Raw genomic sequence first — 18,708 nt, forward strand, 5'->3', positions numbered from 1 at the left:
CGACGGTCCTGACGACTCGTCGGCACACATCATGTAGAGCGCGGGGAGCGTCTGACCAGATCACGTTCAGGCCAGCGGCTGTGCCCGCGCCTCCGCGCGGTATGAAGACCGCATGGGGCCCGGTGCCATCGGAGGTGGCGGCGATGCGAGTGCCGGCGCCGTCGTGCGGCGATGAAGGCCGTGTCGCCCACGACGAGCAGGATGGCGAGGATCAGGAGAAAGGGCATGCCTTCCGCCACCGCGCCGATGAGTTCCAGGATGACGGCCACGAGAAGCAGGAACAGGAAGATCACCATAGGGAGAACACCTCCTCCGGCACGTGGCTCAGGGCGGTCAGCGGCGCGCGAGTTGCTGTTCGCCGCTGGTGCCCGGCTGGTAGGCCGTCCCGTAGTGCTTGAAGATCGCTTCTTCCTGCCATCGGGATGCCGACGTCCGGCCGGACGGCCCGCGAGGTACTGGCTGAGCCGGCCCGGGAGGACTTCCTGACCGTCGGCAAGGAAGGGTAGATCCGGGCGGCGTATCCGCTGTCCGCCGTGCCTACTCCGCATCGGGAGATGCTCGCGGGCGGCATCCAGGTGTGGTCGATGTGCGCGATCTACGCGCTCGGTATCCCCGGAACGCCCAGCCAGGGCGTGGTGATCTCCTCAGTAGTCCCGGTCACCTGCGGAAAGTCACCGTCACCACCACGAACGGGAGACTGGTGTGGGAACCGGACCCGGTGTTCGTGTTCGTCGGCCGCCGGGGATGAGAATGCGCTCCAGGCTGGAGAGCGGGCCGGAGTCGACGGGATCTCGAGGACTGGGCGTGGGGACCAGTTGGGGACCACACGGGGTGCGCGATGGTGCACGACAGGGCCTTTCATGCACAATTTACGCCCGCATTAATTCTATTATGTGTAGATAATCCGGGCGAACCGCTGGGGGTCAAGGGGTTCGACTCTTTGGCTCGGGAGAGTGCTGGGAGAGTGAGCAGATCCTCGACGACCAGACGTGCCTTTGGCAGCATGCCGTGCTCTTCGAGCCAGCGCATGGCACTGTCGACGGCGCGGGACCGCGCTTGATCGCTCGTCAGCCCCTCCAGTTGGCTGAGCATGACGGCCATCAGCTCATGACCGTTCGGACGCACAACAGCGCGGCACATCCGAGACGGACGGCACGCCGGAGCTGTGCGGACGGCAGGTCCGGCACGCGCAGGAGCGGACCCAGGACCGAACTGAACGCCTCGTGCTCCGGGTGGCTGTCGAGCCACGTGAAGGCGAGTGCGCGGCGGTTCACCGGCTGCGTCCTGTCGTACACGTCGAACGCGACATCGCTGCTCGTTCCTCTCTCCTGCGGGGTGCGTCCAGCCCCACCGCGCACGAGAGGCGGCGGCTGGAGGATCGGTCGAGGCGGCCACGCCTCACCGAGTGCCTGACGGTGGAGCGCAGCCAGGTCGGTGGGACCATTTGGGGACCAACACGCGCCTTGGCCGATTCAGGTGGCGACCGTGATCGGGAGACCGTCAACGCCCGCGGGACGCTCCGTGTAGCTTGCTCCGGGGCAGCACGCGCCGCGGACGGCAGGAACCCGCAGGTGCTCGCGTCGCATGTACTGCGTTCGTTACCCTCCGAAGCAGCCGATTCTGATCACCGCCCGAGCGCCTGGGGCAGGGAGAACTTCCCACCGCAGTATGGCGCCGCGCCTCTCTGCCTTGACCGGGGCACTCGCACCGATGCTGACGCCTGATCACGTGGATCTGGTCCTGGTCCAGGGGGACATGATGTCCGCGCTGGCCGGCGCTGTCACTGCGTTCTTGCAGCGGATCCCCGTGGTCCACCTGGAAGCCGGGCTGCGCACGAACGACCTGGCGGCGCCCTTCCCCGAGGAAGGGCGCCGGGGCGTGATCGCCAAGGTTGCCGCGCTGCACCTGGCGCCGACCCGGGGCGCTGCCCGCAATCTCGCTGGAATCGCCGCGCGCTAAGTGCCGGGGTCGTGTCAGTCCATGATTCCGATTGCAGGTGAGAAGAAAGGTTGGGCGCCCCCTCGTCGGCTTGCCTCCGACGGATGGTGAATCTCCACCCGCGAGGCCGCCACCGCTCCCACGGCGGGCATTCGGGCGACGGCGAAACGATCAGGCGGGTGATTCCGCCCGTTCCCTCCTTGATGTCACCCCACGTGCTGTGATCATTCCTCACTGTGATGACGCGAGGCGGTCTGAGGCTGCCCACGGTGACAGGAGGGCCTGGCTTCCATGCACGGTGACTTCCCACGGCTCAGGCGGACGCTTTCACTGTGGTGCGGCATTGGTGCCGTGCTCGGCGGTTCGCTCGGCCCGGCCGCTCAGAGCGCACACGCGCTCACGGCGGAATTCCGAGAACGCGCTACGACATGTGCGGCTCCGGGGCCGATCGCCCATGCCTCCGCCGGCCTCGACTTCGGTGGCAAGGAGCTCAGTACCGCAAGTGCCGCCCGCACGGCGGCCGCCATCACGGCCGCGCTGGCCGCCGGGCCCCTCCCCGCCGGGGCCCGGGTGGTGGGGAGCCGGGTACTGCTCCCCGACGGCCAGGGGTCTTTCACGATCGGGGTGGAGCCCGCACGCATGCCGGGCACGCTTGCCTATGCGCCGGTGGCGACCGCGCACTTTCTCGGGCCGAGCGCGGCCGTGGTACGGGTCTCCGACCGGGCGACGGCCGATCTGATCCGGCTGGCGGTCGCCGCGCGGCTCACCGAGGTGGCGGCGATCGTCTCCGACCGGTCGGAGAACCGGCGGCTCGACGTCACGAGCGGACTGACCGAGGGTGTGCTCACCACCGCCGACAGCGCCGGCCGAATCCCGCTCAGCCCCAAGGACATCGGCCGGATCACAGCCCTGAAGATCCTCGGCGACCAACTGCCCACCGCCACGGCCCGGGTGAAGTCGGCCGCGCTCGGTTCCGCCATCGCGATGGGCCTGCTCGACGAGGAACCGGCCCGCCCCGTGCACCGTATGGAAGGCAACGTGCCGCTCGTCGGCGTGGCAGCCGCGACGGCACGGGCCGCCTCCGTCCGCACGCTGTCGCCCGGCTCCGCGACCGCTCTCGACAAGGTGCTCGACCTGGCCCGCCAGGCCGGCTCACAGGCGGCCCTGAAGGACATCCGCGCGGAACGGGACTGCGAGCGCCGCGTGCTGCGCGAACAAGCCGACGGCGTGATCGCCCAGCGGACGACGGCTGACGCCGAGCTGACGAAATCCCTGAACACGCGTGATGCGCAGCTGCCGGTCATCCCTCACGTGATCGTCGGCGGCGGATGGGCGGCCACGGTCGACTACCTCACCCTGCCCCCGGTCGCGAGTGCCGGCGCCGTTGTGCCGCCCGTCCTGACGGTGTCCGCGGGCTACGGAGTGGTCAACGATCTCGGGGACTTCCGCCTCACCCAGCCCGCGATGGACAACGAGCTGCCGGGCGCCCCCTTCCAGCCCGGTGACTTCGCCGAGGACCGCAACGACTTCGTGATGTCCACCGCCTTCGGACGAGCGGTCGGTGTGGCCCGGGCCCTGGCCGGCATGCCCACGTACCAGGCGAACGTCACGGGGATCGAAGCCCGGCCGGACGGCACGGCTGCGGCGGACTGGCCTGCCGAGGCCCGGTACCGCCTGACGACCGGCGACCGGCGGACGCTGTACGCGCGCTCACTGGACCTGGCCACGGGGCTCGGCCCACCCAGGATCCCGCAGGCGGTCGGCGACCAGTTGGCCGGTCGGACCTTCGTCGATCCGGGTACGGGCTACCAAGTGGCATTCGGTCCGGCCGGTGACACGCGGATCCTCGACGCCCAGGGCGAGCCGTACACCGGGCAGTTGCCCGCGAACGCCAGCTGGCTGCTCGGCGTGCAGAACGTCGAGGGCACACCGAAGCGGCTGTACGAGCCCTTCCTGCTCGACCCCCAGGGCCGGCCCACCGAGCGCCGCGTGATCGATGCCGAGTCCCGTCACTCGGTGGATCCGCAGACCCGTACGGCCTACGCCCCGGACGGAGCGGCCGTCGACCCGGCGACTCTGGATCCGGACCTGCGAGCCCGGCTCGGCTTCCGGACCGGGGGTTACCGCGACCCCCGGTTCGTCGCTGACCCCGACTCCCCCTACTCGGTCCACCCGATGACCGGGGCCGTCATCCTGACCGCGAGCGGCGAGCCCGTCGACCGCACCACCCTCCCGCCGCAGACGCTGACCCGCCTCGACGCCCTCGTCCGGGCACACCGGGTCCAGTACGGCGGGCAGAACACCAGCGCCAGCTACCGTCCGGACGACGATCTGCTCGTGGTCGGCGGCGGAGCGGGCGGCGCCTCCGAGGTCGAACAGGCCCACTACGTCACCCGTCAGGTCACCTGGGGCGCGCGCCCGGCGAGACTCGGGACCGACTACCCCAAGGGGCCGGAAGGTGCCCTCGACCCCAAGGGACTGCGCGCCGAATGGGACGCGGCCGCCCCCGCCCGGAAGGCGGAGATCCAGCGGGACCTCACCTTCGTCAGCGGCGGTTTCAACCGGCGCAACACCCTGCCGGCGATCGGGGCCTTCTCCTTGCCGGTCTGGGAGCCGACCCTTCGTACGACCGACCTGCCCGTCACCGTCCGGTACACCACCACCGGCCGGTTCGGCACGACGGACCTCCAGGGCCGCCTCTCCACCTTCAGCCGTATCGTCTACACCATCGGCCAGGAGGCCGACTACCCCGGCGGCGCAGCCGCGCTGCTCGGCTCCGGCACCCGGCTGGTCGCGGTGCTCGGACCGGACGGCAGGGAGGTCAACGGCCTTCAGGACGCGCCGGGCACGCTGCGGGTCCTGGGTGCTGTCGGTGTCACCGCCGGCGTTCTGCGGCTTACCGGCGCGGACCAGCCCGTACTGACCGACAAGATCAAGGCACAAGCGGACGCCTTGCCGCCGGACGCCCGCACCATTCACCCCAGCATCCGCTACCACGCCGGGCGGATCGCTGAGATGAACCGTACCTTCCGGCGTTGAGCGATACGGAGCGGTGGCGGAGCGAGGGTGCTCCGCCACCGCTCCGGCCGGCGCCGACACGTGGCAACTTCCCGCAGCGGTACAGGGTCAGCGCGGCGGCGGGAGGGTCCCTGCTCATCCTCGTCGGCGCCCACCAGGGCCGCGACGCCCACTTCCGCCGCGCCCAGACGCTCAGCCACCGCGGCCACCGGCCCCTGCGGCTGGACGAGTCCTTCCTGCACATCGTCACCGGCGTCGAAGACCTGCACGACGCCCAGGACGACACGGCCGCCCGCCTGTTCGCCGCCCTACGAGAGCCGATCGCGGGACACCGCGAGGTGGGCCTGGGTGGGCACGGCTCTGTCCCTGGTGCCCGCCGGTAGGGATGAGGGGGAGAGGCGGCAAAAGGGGCGGCTCCCGGTGGAATCCGGGAGCCGCCCCTTCGCCTGCCTGTTTCGCTGGGTTCAACACGTGACGGTCAACGTGCGACCTTACGGTTGAAGACGGCGCGCGACCGCAGGTAGCCGAGCAGGGCGAGGCCCGTGCACCAGGCGAGGGCGATCCAGCCGTCGTTGCCGATCGGGGTGCCGAGCAGCAGGCCGCGCAGGGTCTCGTTGATCGGGGTGAAGGGCTGGTACTCGGCGAACCAGCGCAGAGCGGTCGGCATGGAGTCCGGGGTGACGACCGCGCTGCCGAGGAAGGGCAGGAAGGTCAGCGGCATCGGGGCGTTGGACGCGGCCTCGACGGTCTTGGCACCCAGGCCCATCGCGGCGGTCATCCAGCTCAGACCGAAGGACAGGAAGAGGAGCAGACCGATGGCGGCGATCCACTCGACGGGCGAGGCGTCGGGGCGGAAGCCCACCGCGAAGGAGGCTCCGATGATCAGGACGAGGATCGCCGCGGCCTGGATGACGCTGCCGAACACATGGCCGGTGAGAATGGATCCGCGCGAGATCGACATCGTACGGAAGCGGTTGACGATGCCTTCCGTCATGTCGGTGCAGACGGAGATGGCGGTCGTGATGGCGCCGGAGGTCACGGCCATCAGGATGATGCCGGGGACCACGTAGTTGGTGTAGTCGCCGCGGCTGGTGCCCGCCCCGATGCCGGTGCCGAGCGCGCCGCCGAAGACGTACACGAAGAGCAGCAGCATCACGATCGGCATCATGACGATCGTGATCGTCATCGACGGGTAGCGCTGCATGTGCTTGAGGTTGCGGCGCAGCATCGTCATGGAGTCGCGCAGCGCGTACGAGCGGGTCGGCTTGGCGGACTTGGCCGGCGAGATGGTGACGGTGCTCATCGGTTCGACTCCTTCTGGGCGGTCGCGGAGGTGGCGGCGGCGGGGGCGTTCTGCTGGCCGGTGAGGGTGAGGAAGACGTCGTCGAGGTCGGGCGTGTGCACGGTGAGCGACTCGGCCTGCACGCCGGTGTTGTCGAGGACGTCGAGGATGGCGCGGAGATTGGTGATGGAGCCGTCGCTGGGGATCTGCAGGGTGAGCGACTCGTCGTCGCGGGTGGCGACACCGAAGAGGCCGGCCGCCGTGGCCAGGTGCGCCTCGTCGGCGAACTGGAGGCGGACATGGCCGCCGGGGATCTTGCGCTTCAGCTCGTCGGCGGTGCCCTCGGCGACCAGCTTGCCGTGGTCCAGCACCGCGATGCGGTCGGCGAGTTGGTCGGCTTCCTCCAGGTACTGCGTGGTGAGGAAGATGGTCACGCCCTGATCCGTGACCAGGTCGCGGATGAGCTCCCACATGACGCGGCGGCTGCGCGGGTCGAGGCCAGTGGTCGGCTCGTCGAGGAAGATGATCCGGGGTGAGCCGACCAGCGTCATCGCCAGGTCGAGCTTGCGGCGCATACCGCCGGAGAAGGTGGCGACGTTCTTGCGGCCCGCCTCGGTCAGCTCGAACCGCTCCAGGAGATCGGCGGCGCGGCGGCGGCCCTCGCGCTTGCTCAGGTGGTGCAGGTCGGACATGAGGAGCAGGTTCTCCTCGGCGGTGAGCAGTCCGTCGACGGCGGCGAACTGTCCGGTGACGCCGATCTGGTGGCGTACCGCGTCGCCGTCGGTGGCCACGTCGTGGCCCGCGATCTGTGCCTCGCCCCCGTCGGCCGTGATCAGCGTGGAGAGGATTTCCACGGTGGTGGTCTTGCCGGCGCCGTTGGGGCCGAGCAGGGCGAAGATCGTGCCCTCGGGGATCCGAAGGTCGATTCCGTCGAGCACCACCTTGTCGCCGTACGACTTGCGCAGGCCGATCGCGGAGATCGCCGCTGCTCGCGTGGTGGTGGACACCTGGGTCGCGGTGTTCATGGTGGGCGGGCCCTTCTCTTCGGGGAGTTCGGGGACGGATGCGGCCGGCGGGCCGGCCATGGCGCAGGGTGGCGCATGTCTGGCGCAATGCACTTGTTCCGTGTCGTGCTTGCGTCACCATGATGGCACATCTGTGGCGCCATAGCGAGACCGAAGTGGCGCCATTCTTTCCGTCCATTGGTGTGGTGCTGCGTCTGGGCTGGATCGATGCAGGTCACGCAATGGCGCCCCGTACCGGCTGGGAAGTCGGTACGGGGCGCCAATGTGGTGCCATCTTGTGTCAACTCACTCAGCCGACGATGGTGCGCTCCCGCCCGGAGCGCGGTGCGGACTGCTCGTGCTGGGCGAGCTTCTCGCCCTCGACGTCCACCCGGGGCAGGATCCGGTCCAGCCATTTCGGCAGCCACCAGGCGGACTCGCCGAGCAGGGCGAAGAGCGCGGGCACGATCGCCATGCGGACGATGAAGGCGTCGAAGAAGACGGCGATCGCGAGGGCGAAGCCGATCATCTTGATGAAGTCGTTGTCCTCCACGATGAAGCCGGAGAAGACGCTCATCATGATGACCGCGGCCGCGGCGACGACCCGGCCGCCGTGGCGGAAGCCGTCGACGACCGCCTCGGCGGGGCGTGCTCCGTGGACGTACGACTCACGCATCCGGCTGACCAGGAAGACCTCGTAGTCCATCGCGAGGCCGAAGACCACGCCGATCATGAAGATCGGCATCGTGCTCATGATCGGGCCGGTCTGCTCGATGCCGAGGACATCCGCGAGCCAGCCCCACTGGAAGACCGCCACGACGGCGCCGAGGGCCGCGGCCACGGAGAGCAGGAACCCGAGGGCCGCCTTGAGCGGGACCAGGACGGAGCGGAAGACCACCATGAGGAGGAGGAAGGCGAGGCCGACGACCAGGCCCAGGTAGGGCAGGAGCGCGTCGTTCAGGGTCTGCGAGAAGTCGATGAACATCGCCGTCTGGCCGGTGACGAGGATCGTCGACGCGGTGCTGCTCTCCAGACCGCCGGCCGTGGCGCGCAGGTCGCGGACGAGTTCCTCGGTCTGCTTCTCGGTCGGGCCGGTCTCCGGGATGACGTTGATGATCGCGGTGTCGCCGGCCTTGTTGGCGGTGGCCGGGGAGACCGAGGCCACGCCGGGGTTCCGGTCGAAGACCTTGCCCGCGGCGTCGGCCGCCTTCTTGGCGTCCTCGGCCTGCACGGTGACCATCAGGGGTCCGTTGAACCCGGGCCCGAAGGACTCCGACAGCATGTCGTACGCCTTGCGCTGGGTGGTCTTCGTCGACATCGAGCCCTCGCCGGGCAGCCCGAGTTCTAGGCTCGCGGCCGGTACGGCGACCGTACCGAGGCCGACCACGCCGATGAGCAGGACGGTCACCGGGTGGCGCAGGATGTAACTGGCCCAGCGGGAGCCGAGGTTGGGCTTGTCGTTCTTGGCGAGCCTGGCCGCGCGCTTGGCGGCCTTGCGCTGCTTGCGCTCCGACAGCGGCTTGACGGCGTACTGCAGGCGCCCCTTGCGGGCCATCACCTTGACCGGCGCGAGGCCGAGCAGGGCGGGGACCAGGGTGATCGCGACGAGCACGGAGACCGCGACGGTGCCGGCCGCGGCGAGGCCCATCTTGGTGAGCATCGGGATGTTGACGACGGCCAGTCCGGCGAGCGCCACGATGACCGTCAGTCCCGCGAAGACGACCGCCGAACCCGCGGTGCCGACGGCCCGTCCTGCGGCCTCTTCGGGGCTGCGCCCCTCGGCGCGCTCGGCGCGGAAGCGGGACACGATGAACAGGGCGTAGTCGATGCCGACCGCGAGGCCGATCATCATCGCGAGGGTCGAAGTGGTCCCGGACAGGCCCAGCGTGGAGCCGAGTGCCGTGATGCCGGAGATCCCGATGCCGACCCCGATCAGCGCGGTGATCAGCGGCATTCCGGCCGCGATCATCGAGCCGAAGGTCAGGACGAGGACGATCGCGGAGACCAGGATGCCGATCTGCTCGCCGGTGCCGCCCATCGCCTGGTCGATCTTCACGGCGTCGCCGCCGGCCTCGACGGTCAGGCCCGCCTTGTCGGCCTTCGCGATGGCGGCGTCGAGCGCGTCGTGCGCCTCGTCGCTGACCTCCATCGCGGGGACCTTGTACGTCACCACCGTGTAGGCGGTCGTACCGTCCTCGCTGATGCTGATCTCGGGGGTCTTGTAGGGGTCGGCGGCGCCCACTACCTGTGGGGAGGGCGTGCCCAACTCGGCGACGAGGCGGTCGACTTCGGCCCGCTGCTCGGGGGCGGTGATCTTCTGGCCCTCGGGGGCCCGGACGACGACCCGGGCGCTGGCGCCGTCGGCGCTCGCGTCCGGGAACTTCTCCGTCAGCAGGTCGAAGGCCTTCTGCGACTCGGTGCCCGGCATCGAGAACGTGTCGGCGGGCGGCGTCGGCGCGGAGGAGGCGGCAAAGCCCATGCCGCCGAATATCAGCAGCCAGAGCAGCAGCGTCACCCCCCGGCGCCTGAAGGCGAGGCGGCCCAGTTTGGAAAGGAACGTAGCCACGGTGGGACTCCCGTTGGATCGGTCGTGTGGTCGCTTGAGTGGTCGGGGGTCGGGGATCGGCGATCGGCGATCGGCGATCGGGGTCGGCATCCGGGCAGCACGACATGGCGCCATGGTGGCGCATGGGTTGTGCGTGGCTCGTTGCGCGAGGGGTGCTGTGCTGAAAAGCGCGCGGGGAACGGTCAACACCCGCGTTGTCGTCATGACGTGAACGTGGCGCTATGCGCGAGTAAATGTGGCGCCATGGCTTCCATGGCGGCTGTCAGGATCATGGCAGCGGCTGCGGGGCGAAGCTCAGGAGGTGCGTGGCCTCGCGGAGGGCAGCTCCTGGTCGCCGCCGGGGCCCTCGGCGAGCGCGTCGAGTCCGTAGCGTCGAACGCGGCCCCGGCGTCCCGGACGAGGTCAAGGGCCGCCTCTTGGAGCTGCCCTTCCAGCGCTACGGAGACGCCTCACGCGGGCCGGGCGCCTGCCTCGGCGTTGAAGTCGCCCGCGGCTTCACGGAGTCGGTGGGCGGGATGCTGAGCGCGGAGGACACACCTGGTGGCGGCCTCCACCGTGGTGCTCACGCTGCGGGGCGGGGGCAGGCCCCTTTGGAGAGGCGAGCGGCTCGGGTCCTCTTGGGTCGGTGAGTGGCTCAGGCCCGGCGGATCACGATGTCGCCGGCGCTGGTCCGGCCCCGAACCTCGACCGTCTCCTCGGACGCCTGGGGCCCCTCCGCCGCCCCGAGCTCATTTCGTACACGCCCTGCCTTGGACCGCACATCCAGCCAGGCCGCAGACCCCTCGGCGATCCCGATCTCAAGCGCCCCGGCCGCGGTGTCCAGGGTGATCCGCCCGCGCACCACCTCGGCGAGCCGAATGGCGCCGCTCGCGGACTTGGCCGTGACGGAGGAGCCCGCGTGCTGGACGCTGATGGGCCCGTTGGACGAGCGCACCGTCAGCTCCCCGCGGATCTCCCCGATCGCGGTCTCGCCGTTGAGGTTCTTGATGGTGGCCGTGGAGTCGGCCCGGCCGACCCGCACCCGCCCCGACCCCTGGATCTCGACCTCGCCCGTCGCACGGTCCACGAGGACGTCCCCGTGCGGGGTCTTCAGCTGTACGGCCGCGGCCTCTTCCAGCTGGATGTCGCCGGTGGACGTCGTCAGGTGGCAGTTCCCGAACCGCCCCTCGCCGATGAAGTCGCCGAGACCCGTCTTGCCGGTCAGGTGCGAGCCCGCGGGCAGTTCGACGGTCACATCGACCGAGCCGATCTTGCCGAAGGGTGAGCGATTCTTGGGGCCCTTGACCACGAGCTCCCCGCCCGCGCAGGTGACCTTGGTGTCCTCGGCGGCCTGTACGTCCTGCTTGTTGCCGGGGTCGCTCGGCGTCACCTCGACCACGGTGTCGGTGCGCTTGCCCGCGATGATCCGGATCCGCCCGAAATCGAATTCCAGGGTGGCGGAGAGGGGCTCGGGGGTGTCGAAAGTAGGCATGGCTGAGCCGTCCTTTGGCTGTTGGCTGCTGGCTGATGGCTGCTTGGTTGGGAGTACGTGAGTGGTGCGGGGTGGACTAGCGCACCCAGCCGGTGAATCCCTGCCCTGCGGCGGGCGTCCGGCCGGTGAGTGCCTGCCCGGCCGCGGGCGCCCGGCCCGAGCCGTCCGTGCCGCGGTTCGCCGTGGGTTCCAGGGCGGCGGCGACGGCCCGGACCAGCCAGGCGTTGACCGAGAGCCCTTCGCGGCTCGCGGCCTCTTCGACCCGGACCTTGAGCTGGGCGGGCGGGCGGAAGTTGATGCGCGAGGTGGCGCCGTCCTCGAAGTCCACCGGGGCCGGCGGCGTGGGCGCCGGCGGCGGCGCCGGGGCGTCGCCCTCGCCGAAGGCGTCCGGGGTGGGCGGGGCCGTGACCATGAACTCGGGGTCGAGCCCACGCAGTCGTACATGGACCGAGCCCGGGGCCAGGTCGCGGGTGACCTCGTCCATCGCGTCGGACAGGGCGTTCAGCAGGGTGAGCCGGGCGGCCGACTCAAGCTGGGCGGTGAGCCGCTCGGCCAGGGCGCGGGCTTCGTCTCCACCGGCTTCGGCGGCGACGCCGAGTTCGTGCCGGAGGTTGTCGACGTAGGGAGTGAGGTCCATAGCGCAATGATGGCACCATCGTGGCGCCATGACAAGTCGGATGGCGCCACCGTGGTTGCGAGCCGAAGCCGACTGACGCTCTCAGCCCTTCGGCGCCGCCCGCTCGCGGACCGGCTCGTCGCGGACGGGTTCGCCGCGGCGGTAGGCGCCGGGGGCGCGGGCCGCCGGGTGGTCGGCGCGGGTGGAGGAGGTCAGCTGCCAGGGGACGCTGGTGACCATGACGCCCGGGGTGAAGAGCAGCCGGCTCTTGAGCCACAGCGCCGACTGGTTGTGGAGGAGGTTCTCCCACCAGTGGCCGACGACGTACTCGGGGATGAACACGCTGACGATGTCCCGCGGGCTGTCCCGGCGGATGCCGCGTACGTACTCGACCACCGGGCGGGTGATCTCCCGATACGGGGAGTCGATGACCTTCAGCGGGGTCTCGATCTCGTACTCGTCCCACTGTCGCCGGAGCGCGGTGGAGGACTCGCGGTCGACGGAGACGGTCAGCGCTTCCAGCCGGTCCGCGCGCATGGCGCGGGCGTACGCCAGGGCGCGCAGGGTCGGCTTGTGGATGGTGGAGACGAGCACGATCGCGATGACCCGGGGCGGCGGGGCCATCTCGGCGCGCGGATCGGTGACGGCGAGCTCGGCCGCGGTCTGGTCGTAGTGGTGGCGGATGCCGCGCATCATCACCCACAGGACCAGGGCGGCGAGTACGGCGAGCCAGGCGCCCTGGGTGAACTTCGTGGCCAGGACGATGACGAGGACCAGTCCGGTCACGCAGGCGCCGAGCCCGTTGATGGACCGCGTGACCATGTGGCGGCGGCGTACGGCCACATCTCGTTCGTCGCGCAGTTCGCGGTTCCAGTGCCGGACCATGCCCAGCTGGGAGAGCGTGAAGGAGGTGAACACGCCCAGGATGTAGAGGTGGATGAGGTCGGTGACGTTCGCCTTGTAGCCCCAGAGCAGGAGTCCCGCGACCACGGCCAGGGCGATGATGCCGTTGGAGTAGGCGAGCCGGTCACCGCGGTTGTGCAGCTGGCGCGGCAGGTAGCGGTGCTGGGCCAGGATCGAGGTGAGCAGCGGGAAGCCGTTGTACGCCGTGTTCGCCGCCAGGATCAGGATCAGCGCGGTCGCGGCCTGGATGAAGTAGAAGCCGAAGCTGTCCGAGCCGCCGAAGACGGCGGCCGCGAGCTGGGCGATGACGGTGCGCTGCGTGTACCCCTCGCAGTCCGCGAGCCCCGTCAGGCGGCAGGGGTCCTCGACGATGTGCACCTTGGCGACCACGGCAAGGGTGGTGACGCCGACGAACATGGTGATCGCGATGATGCCCATGGCCGCCATGGTCTTCGCGGCGTTGGCGGCTTTCGGCTTGCGGAAGGCCGGCACGCCGTTGGAGATGGCCTCGACACCGGTCAGCGCCGTACAGCCGCTGGAGAAGGCGCGCAGCACCAGCATCAGCAGCGCGAAGCCCGCGAGGTTCGCGTCGGCGGGCTCAGGGGCGATCCCGTACGCGGCGCTCTCCGCGACCGGCGCGTCTCCCATCAGGTACCGGAAGAGCCCGGTGCCGACCATGATCAGCACGCCGCCGATGAACAAGTACGTGGGGGTGGCGAAGGCCCGGCCCGACTCGCGTACGCCGCGCAGGTTCATCGCCGTGAGGAGGGCGACGAAGCCGAGGGCGAGGAACACACGGTGCTCGGCCAGGTTCGGCAGCGCCGAGATGATGTTGTCCACACCGGAGGCGACCGAGACCGCCACCGTCATGACGTAGTCGACCATCAGCGAGGCGGCCACCACCAGGCCGGCCGACGGCCCGAGATTCGTCGAGGCGACCTCGTACGAGCCCCCGCCGCTCGGGTACGCGCGCACGACCTGCTGGTACGACAGCACCACGACCGTCATCAGACAGACGACGGAGAAGGCGATCCACGGCGTGAAATACAGGTACGCCAGCCCGCCCAGCGTCAGCACGAGCAGGATCTCCTGCGTCGCGTACGCCACCGAGGACAGCGGGTCGGAGGCGAAGATCGGCAGGGCGAGGCGCTTGGGCAGCAGGGTCTCGCCCAGCTCCTCGCTGCGCATGGCCCGGCCGATTACCAGGCGTTTGAGCAGACCAGTCACATTGAACACGCCGCGAGCGTATGCATCAGGGCCAGGTCACGCGCGTCCGAAGCGAACGGGAGGCAGCAGGAATTCCCGAATGGAGGTCACGAAGGCAGGCAAATGGCGGTGCGGGTCACACTTCGTGAGTGCGGGTCAGTCCGCGCCCGACATCTGGAACACCGGGCGCGGAGGACGCGCGGCCGATGTCAGAGGGCCGGACGGCTCGCGTGTTTTCCCGCGTAGGCGAAGCCGACTCCTCCTGGTTGGCAACTAGTTGCTCATGTGGCAAGTACGCTGTCGAATGCCTTTGTGGTCATGGGACTGTCCCTGTTCGCCACACGGCAGCCCGTAGTCCCGCGCGGCTACGGCGGCACGCACCTCAGGGTGATCGGCGCCTGGGCGGTCGCCTACGTCCTGACCCTCGTGCTCGGCTTCACCGTCTTCCCGGACAGCGTCGCCTTCGCGGCCGTGGCCGCCCTCGCGTGCGCGCTGCCGGCCGCCGCGGCAGCCTGGCGGGAGGGGCGCTCCGTATGACGCCGGCAGCCCCGGTGGGCGCGGGGTCCGGTACGCGGGCCCCGACGGTTCGGCCGGTTGTCGCGTTGTCAGGTGACCGCCGAGGTCGGGAGGTCCGCGGTGACCGGCGGGGTGCCGCCCGCTATGGGGAGGGTGAGGACCATGGTGAGCCCGCCGCCGGGGGTGTCCTCGGCGGTGAGCGTGCCGCCGATGGTCTCGGTGAAACCGCGGGCGACGGCGAGGCCGAGGCCGACTCCGGCGCCGCGCGGGGCGTCGCCGTGGCGCTGGAAGGGTTCGAAGATCCGTTCCTTGGCCTCGTCGGGGACACCCGGGCCCCGGTCGACGACGCGCAGTTCGACGCGGTGGGCGAGGGCGCTGGCGGAGACGTGGACGGGCTGGCCATCGGGGCTGTACTTGACGGCGTTCTCGACGACGTTGGCGACGGCCCGCTCCAGGAGGCCGCGGTCGACGGCGACCATGGGGAGTGTCTCGGGGATGTCCAGTACGACGCTGTCCTCCGGTACGGCGCCCAGGGCCATCGGGACGACCTCGTCGAGGTCGGTCTCGCGGATGAGCGGGACGACGGTGCCGGTATTGAGGCGGGACATGTCCAGGAGGTTGCCGATCAGGGCGGCGAGGCGGTCGGCGCCGTCCTCGATGCCTTCGAGGAGCTCGGCCTTGTCGGTCTCGGACCATTCGACGTCGTCGGAGCGCAGGGACGTGACGGAAGCCTTGATGCCGGCGAGCGGGGTGCGCAGGTCGTGGCTGACGGCCGCGAGCAGGGCCGTACGGATGCGGTTGCCCTCGGCGAGTTCGCGCGCCTTGCCCGCCTCGTCCACGAGGCGCTGGCGGTCGAGTACGACGGCTGCCTGGGCGGCGAAGGCGCCGAGCACCCGGCGGTCCTCGGCGGGCAGCACCCGGCCGGAGAGGGCCAGGGCCATGGTGTCGCCGATGGGCAGATCGACGTCCGCGTCCTCGGGGCGGCTGACCGGGGTGGCGCCGACCGATGCCGCCGTGGTCCAGGAGTCGACCTCGCTGGTGCGTTCCAGGAGTGCCACGGAGTCCATGGCGAAGGTCTCGCGGAGGCGTTCGAGGAGGGCGTCGAGGGAGTTCTCGCCGCGCAGGATGCTGCCGGCGAGGAAGGAGAGGATCTCGGACTCCGCGCGCAGCCGGGCCGCCTGGTGGGTGCGCCGGGCGGCCAGGTCGACGACAGAGGCCACGGACACCGCCACGCCGACGAAGATCGCGATGGCGACGATGTTCCTGGGGTCGGCGATGGTCAACTGATAGAGCGGCGGGGTGAAGAACCAGTTCAGGAGCAGAGAGCCGAAGGCCGCCGAGGCGAGGGCGGGGAGAAGTCCGCCCAGGATCGCCGCCGCCACGGTGAAGGTCAGGAAGAGCAGCATGTCGTTGGCGAGCCCGAGATCCGGGACGACCTCGCTGAGCAGCAGCGTGAGGAGGGCCGGGCCGACGATGCCCGTCACCCAGCCCCAGATGATGCGCGAGCGTCCCAGACGTCCACGGCGGGCGACCGGCAGGCCGCGGCCCTTGGCGGCCTCGTCGTGGGTGACGATGTGGACGTCGAGGTCGGGCCCGGATTCGCGGGCGACGGTGGCGCTGACGCCGGGACCGAAGGCGTACTGCCAGGATCGTCTTCGGCTGACACCGAGGACGATCTGGGTGGCGTTGACCCCGCGGGCGAATTCCAGCAGCGCGTCGGGGACGCTGTCACCTATGACGTGGTGGAAGGTCCCGCCGAGGTCCTCGACCAACGTGCGCTGGACGGCCAGTTCCTTGGGCGAGGCCGAGGTGAGGCCGTCGCTCGCGGCGATGTAGACGGCCAGGACCTCGCCGCCCGCGCCCTTCTCGGCGAGGCGGGCGGCGCGGCGGATGAGGGTGCGGCCTTCCGGGCCGCCGGTGAGCCCGACGACGATGCGCTCGCGGGCCTGCCAGGTGGAGCGGATGTTGTGCTCGCCCCGGTACTCCTGGAGGTACTCGTCCACCCGGTCGGCGACCCACAGCAGGGCCAGCTCGCGCAGGGCGGTGAGATTCCCGGGCCGGAAGTAGTTCGACAGGGCCGCGTCGACCTTGTCGGGCTTGTAGACATTGCCGTGCGCCATGCGGCGGCGCAGCGCCTGCGGGGACATGTCGACGAGCTCGATCTGGTCCGCCCGACGGACCATCTCGTCCGGGACGGTCTCTCGCTGGCGCACCCCGGTGATCGTCTCGACCACGTCGCCGAGCGACTCCAGGTGCTGGATGTTGACGGTGGAGACGACGTCGATGCCGGCCTGGAGCAGCTCCTCGACGTCCTGCCAGCGCTTGGCGTTGCGCGAGCCGGGCACATTGGTGTGGGCGAGCTCGTCCACCAGCGCGACGGCGGGGCGGCGCGCGAGGATCGCGTCGACATCCATCTCGGTGAAGGCGGAGCCCCGGTACTCCAGCTCCCGCCGCTCGATCAGTTCAAGACCGTGCAGCATCACCTCGGTCCGCGGACGGTTGTGGTGCTCGACGAAGCCGACGACGCAGTCGGTGCCCCGCTCGACCCTGCGGTGTGCCTCGGAGAGCATCGCGTACGTCTTGCCGACGCCCGGTGCCGCGCCGAGGTAGATCCGAAGCTTTCCGCGTCCCATGATGCCGACTTCTCGTGTGTGTGCTGACAGGTGTGCGTGCGTGCGTGCCCTCGGCCCGTTTCCGGCCGACGGCCTCACGGTTCGAAGCGGTATCCCATGCCGGGTTCGGTGATCAGGTACCGGGGGTGGGCGGGGTCCGCCTCCAGTTTGCGCCGTAGCTGGGCCATGTATACACGCAGGTAGTTGGTGTGCTCGGAGTACGTCGGTCCCCAGACCTCCAACAACAGCCGGCTCTGGGTGATCAGCCGGCCGGGGTGGGTGATGAGGATCTCCAGCAGGTGCCACTCGGTCGGCGTCAGCCGTACGGTGCGCTCGCCCCGCCGTACCTTCTTCGCCACAAGGTCGACCGAGAACTCGTCGGTCGTGACCAGAGTGAACTCGTCGGCCAGGGACGCCGCCGGGGCCTCCTGCCTGCGGGTGGCGGCCCGCAGGCGGGCCAGCAGCTCGTCCATGCTGAATGGTTTCGTCACGTAGTCGTCCGCGCCGGCGTCCAGGGCGCGGATCTTATCCTCGGACGTGTGGCGGGCGGAGAGGACCAGGATGGGGATGCGGCTCCAGTCGCGGACGCCCTTGATCACCTCGATGCCGTCCATGTCGGGCAGGCCGAGGTCCAGCACTATGACGTCAGGTTTGCGGGCGGCGGCGAGCCGCAGGGCCGTGCCGCCGTCGGAAGCCTCCTCGACGTCGAACTTGCGCGCCTGGAGATTGATCTTGAGCGCGCGGACGAGCTGAGGGTCGTCCTCCACCACCAGCACCCGGGTCATCGGTGTGCAGCCTTTCCTTCGTTGCGGGCACGGTAGGAGAACGGAGAACGGCGGGGCGCGAACCCGCCCCCCGCCCCGCCGTTCTCCGGTTCGTGCGATGTGGCCCGTCAGTTCTTGGACAGAGCCTTCAGGGCGGTGTTGAGTTCGAGGACGTTGACTCGGGGCTCGCCCATGAAGCCGAGCGTGCGGCCCTCGGTGTGGTCGGCGACGAGCTTTTCGACCTGCTTGACGTCGAGTTCGTTCCGCTCGGCCACCCGGTGGACCTGGAGCTCGGCATAGGCCGGGGAGATGTGCGGGTCGAGACCGGAGCCGGAGGAGGTGACGGCGTCGGCCGGCACGTCCTCGGGCTGGACCTTGTACGAGGCCGTGGAGTTGTCGGTGATGACGGCCTGCTTGGCGTCCTTGACCAGGTGGACCAGGTCCTGGTTGTCGCCGGACTTGTTGGTCGCGCCGGAGAGGATGAGGGCGTACTGCTGGTTGACGGTGTTGCTGCCGAGCCCGTTGGAGGGGCGCGGCTGGAACCACTTGAGGTCCGGCTTCGCCGCCTCCTCCGGGTCGTCGGGATCGGTCTTGGGCAGGTTGTACGTCTGCCCGATGAGGGAGGATCCGACGACCTGGCCGCTCCTGTCCTTGATCTCGGAGCCGTTGGCCTTGTCGCTGAGCGCGGCCTGCGCGATGCCGGTGACGGCGAGCGGGTAGAGCACCCCGCAGATCACGGTCAGGACGAGAAGGGCGCGGAGGCCCGCACCGATGAGGCGTGCGGTGTTGCCTACGGAGTTGTTCATGGCGGG

The 18,708-nt window shown here is 70.1% G+C and carries 15 protein-coding genes and 1 pseudogene; 6 read left to right on the top strand and 10 right to left on the bottom strand.

Annotated elements, in window-relative coordinates; translation table 11 throughout:
* Nucleotides 1–29: 29 nt before the first annotated feature.
* The gene (locus MTF65_RS00440) at nucleotides 30–296 is read right to left on the bottom strand and encodes a hypothetical protein (protein WP_243626103.1); all 267 of its coding nucleotides are present in this window, start codon (nucleotides 294–296) and stop codon (nucleotides 30–32) included.
* Nucleotides 297–533: 237 nt separating this feature from the next.
* Between MTF65_RS00440 and merB the strand changes: the two genes are divergently transcribed.
* The 4 genes from merB to MTF65_RS00455 all read left to right on the top strand — a co-directional run bounded on the left by merB (nucleotide 534) and on the right by MTF65_RS00455 (nucleotide 5,339).
* Entirely contained in the window at nucleotides 534–884 is a 351-nt protein-coding gene (gene merB, locus MTF65_RS30580; protein ID WP_374207126.1) for an organomercurial lyase, read from the top strand.
* 784 nt (nucleotides 885–1,668) lie between these two features.
* Nucleotides 1,669–1,959 carry a UDP-N-acetylglucosamine 2-epimerase gene (locus tag MTF65_RS00445; RefSeq protein ID WP_279398519.1) on the top strand — a complete coding sequence of 97 codons (291 nt, stop codon included), beginning with the start codon at nucleotides 1,669–1,671 and terminating at the stop codon, nucleotides 1,957–1,959.
* A gap of 618 nt (nucleotides 1,960–2,577) precedes the next feature.
* Nucleotides 2,578–4,977 (top strand): hypothetical protein, encoded by a 2,400-nt coding sequence (locus MTF65_RS00450; RefSeq protein WP_243626105.1) that lies wholly within the window; start codon nucleotides 2,578–2,580, stop codon nucleotides 4,975–4,977.
* Nucleotides 4,974–5,339, top strand: a complete 366-nt coding sequence (locus MTF65_RS00455) for a hypothetical protein (RefSeq protein WP_243626106.1) — start codon at nucleotides 4,974–4,976, stop codon at nucleotides 5,337–5,339. Before MTF65_RS00450 ends, MTF65_RS00455 begins: the two co-directional genes overlap by 4 nt.
* 95 nt (nucleotides 5,340–5,434) lie before the next feature.
* On the opposite strand, the gene MTF65_RS00460 is transcribed toward MTF65_RS00455, so the two are convergent.
* The 3 genes from MTF65_RS00460 to MTF65_RS00470 all read right to left on the bottom strand — a co-directional run bounded on the left by MTF65_RS00460 (nucleotide 5,435) and on the right by MTF65_RS00470 (nucleotide 9,808).
* Complete coding sequence (locus tag MTF65_RS00460; RefSeq protein ID WP_243626108.1) at nucleotides 5,435–6,259, bottom strand: ABC transporter permease; 825 nt, start codon at nucleotides 6,257–6,259, stop codon at nucleotides 5,435–5,437.
* On the bottom strand, nucleotides 6,256–7,263 hold the full coding sequence (locus MTF65_RS00465; protein WP_243627241.1) for an ATP-binding cassette domain-containing protein: 1,008 nt from the start codon (nucleotides 7,261–7,263) through the stop codon (nucleotides 6,256–6,258). The genes MTF65_RS00460 and MTF65_RS00465 overlap by 4 nt, the downstream gene beginning before the upstream one ends.
* Before the next feature lie 289 nt (nucleotides 7,264–7,552).
* Nucleotides 7,553–9,808: an MMPL family transporter gene (locus MTF65_RS00470; RefSeq protein ID WP_243626116.1), complete on the bottom strand. Its 2,256-nt coding sequence runs from the start codon at nucleotides 9,806–9,808 to the stop codon at nucleotides 7,553–7,555.
* A 309-nt stretch (nucleotides 9,809–10,117) separates the two neighbouring features.
* Here MTF65_RS00470 and MTF65_RS00475 point away from each other — a divergent pair.
* Nucleotides 10,118–10,390, top strand: a pseudogene (locus MTF65_RS00475) (ATP-binding protein); the annotation flags it as partial.
* A 52-nt stretch (nucleotides 10,391–10,442) separates the two neighbouring features.
* On the opposite strand, the gene MTF65_RS00480 reads toward MTF65_RS00475, so the two are convergent.
* The 3 genes from MTF65_RS00480 to MTF65_RS00490 form a co-directional block, all read right to left on the bottom strand.
* A complete protein-coding gene (locus MTF65_RS00480; protein WP_243626118.1) occupies nucleotides 10,443–11,279 on the bottom strand; it encodes a DUF4097 family beta strand repeat-containing protein in 837 nt (278 codons plus the stop codon).
* Nucleotides 11,280–11,355: 76 nt separating this feature from the next.
* Nucleotides 11,356–11,916, bottom strand: a complete 561-nt coding sequence (locus MTF65_RS00485; RefSeq protein ID WP_243626120.1) for a hypothetical protein — start codon at nucleotides 11,914–11,916, stop codon at nucleotides 11,356–11,358.
* Nucleotides 11,917–11,997: 81 nt separating this feature from the next.
* On the bottom strand, nucleotides 11,998–13,986 hold the full coding sequence (locus MTF65_RS00490; protein ID WP_279398585.1) for an APC family permease: 1,989 nt from the start codon (nucleotides 13,984–13,986) through the stop codon (nucleotides 11,998–12,000).
* A 336-nt stretch (nucleotides 13,987–14,322) separates the two neighbouring features.
* Between MTF65_RS00490 and MTF65_RS00495 the strand changes: the two genes are divergently transcribed.
* Complete coding sequence (locus MTF65_RS00495) at nucleotides 14,323–14,541, top strand: hypothetical protein (protein ID WP_243626123.1); 219 nt, start codon at nucleotides 14,323–14,325, stop codon at nucleotides 14,539–14,541.
* Nucleotides 14,542–14,609: 68 nt separating this feature from the next.
* On the opposite strand, the gene MTF65_RS00500 is transcribed toward MTF65_RS00495, so the two are convergent.
* The 3 genes from MTF65_RS00500 to MTF65_RS00510 all read right to left on the bottom strand — a co-directional run bounded on the left by MTF65_RS00500 (nucleotide 14,610) and on the right by MTF65_RS00510 (nucleotide 18,702).
* On the bottom strand, nucleotides 14,610–17,153 hold the full coding sequence (locus MTF65_RS00500; RefSeq protein WP_243626125.1) for a sensor histidine kinase KdpD: 2,544 nt from the start codon (nucleotides 17,151–17,153) through the stop codon (nucleotides 14,610–14,612).
* Nucleotides 17,154–17,227: 74 nt separating this feature from the next.
* Nucleotides 17,228–17,917: a response regulator gene (locus MTF65_RS00505; protein ID WP_243626126.1), complete on the bottom strand. Its 690-nt coding sequence runs from the start codon at nucleotides 17,915–17,917 to the stop codon at nucleotides 17,228–17,230.
* Nucleotides 17,918–18,024: 107 nt separating this feature from the next.
* Nucleotides 18,025–18,702 carry a potassium-transporting ATPase subunit C gene (locus MTF65_RS00510; protein ID WP_243626128.1) on the bottom strand — a complete coding sequence of 226 codons (678 nt, stop codon included), beginning with the start codon at nucleotides 18,700–18,702 and terminating at the stop codon, nucleotides 18,025–18,027.
* Nucleotides 18,703–18,708 lie beyond the last annotated feature (6 nt).

The organism is Streptomyces sp. APSN-46.1, from assembly GCF_022815725.1.
Lineage (GTDB): Bacteria > Actinomycetota > Actinomycetes > Streptomycetales > Streptomycetaceae > Streptomyces.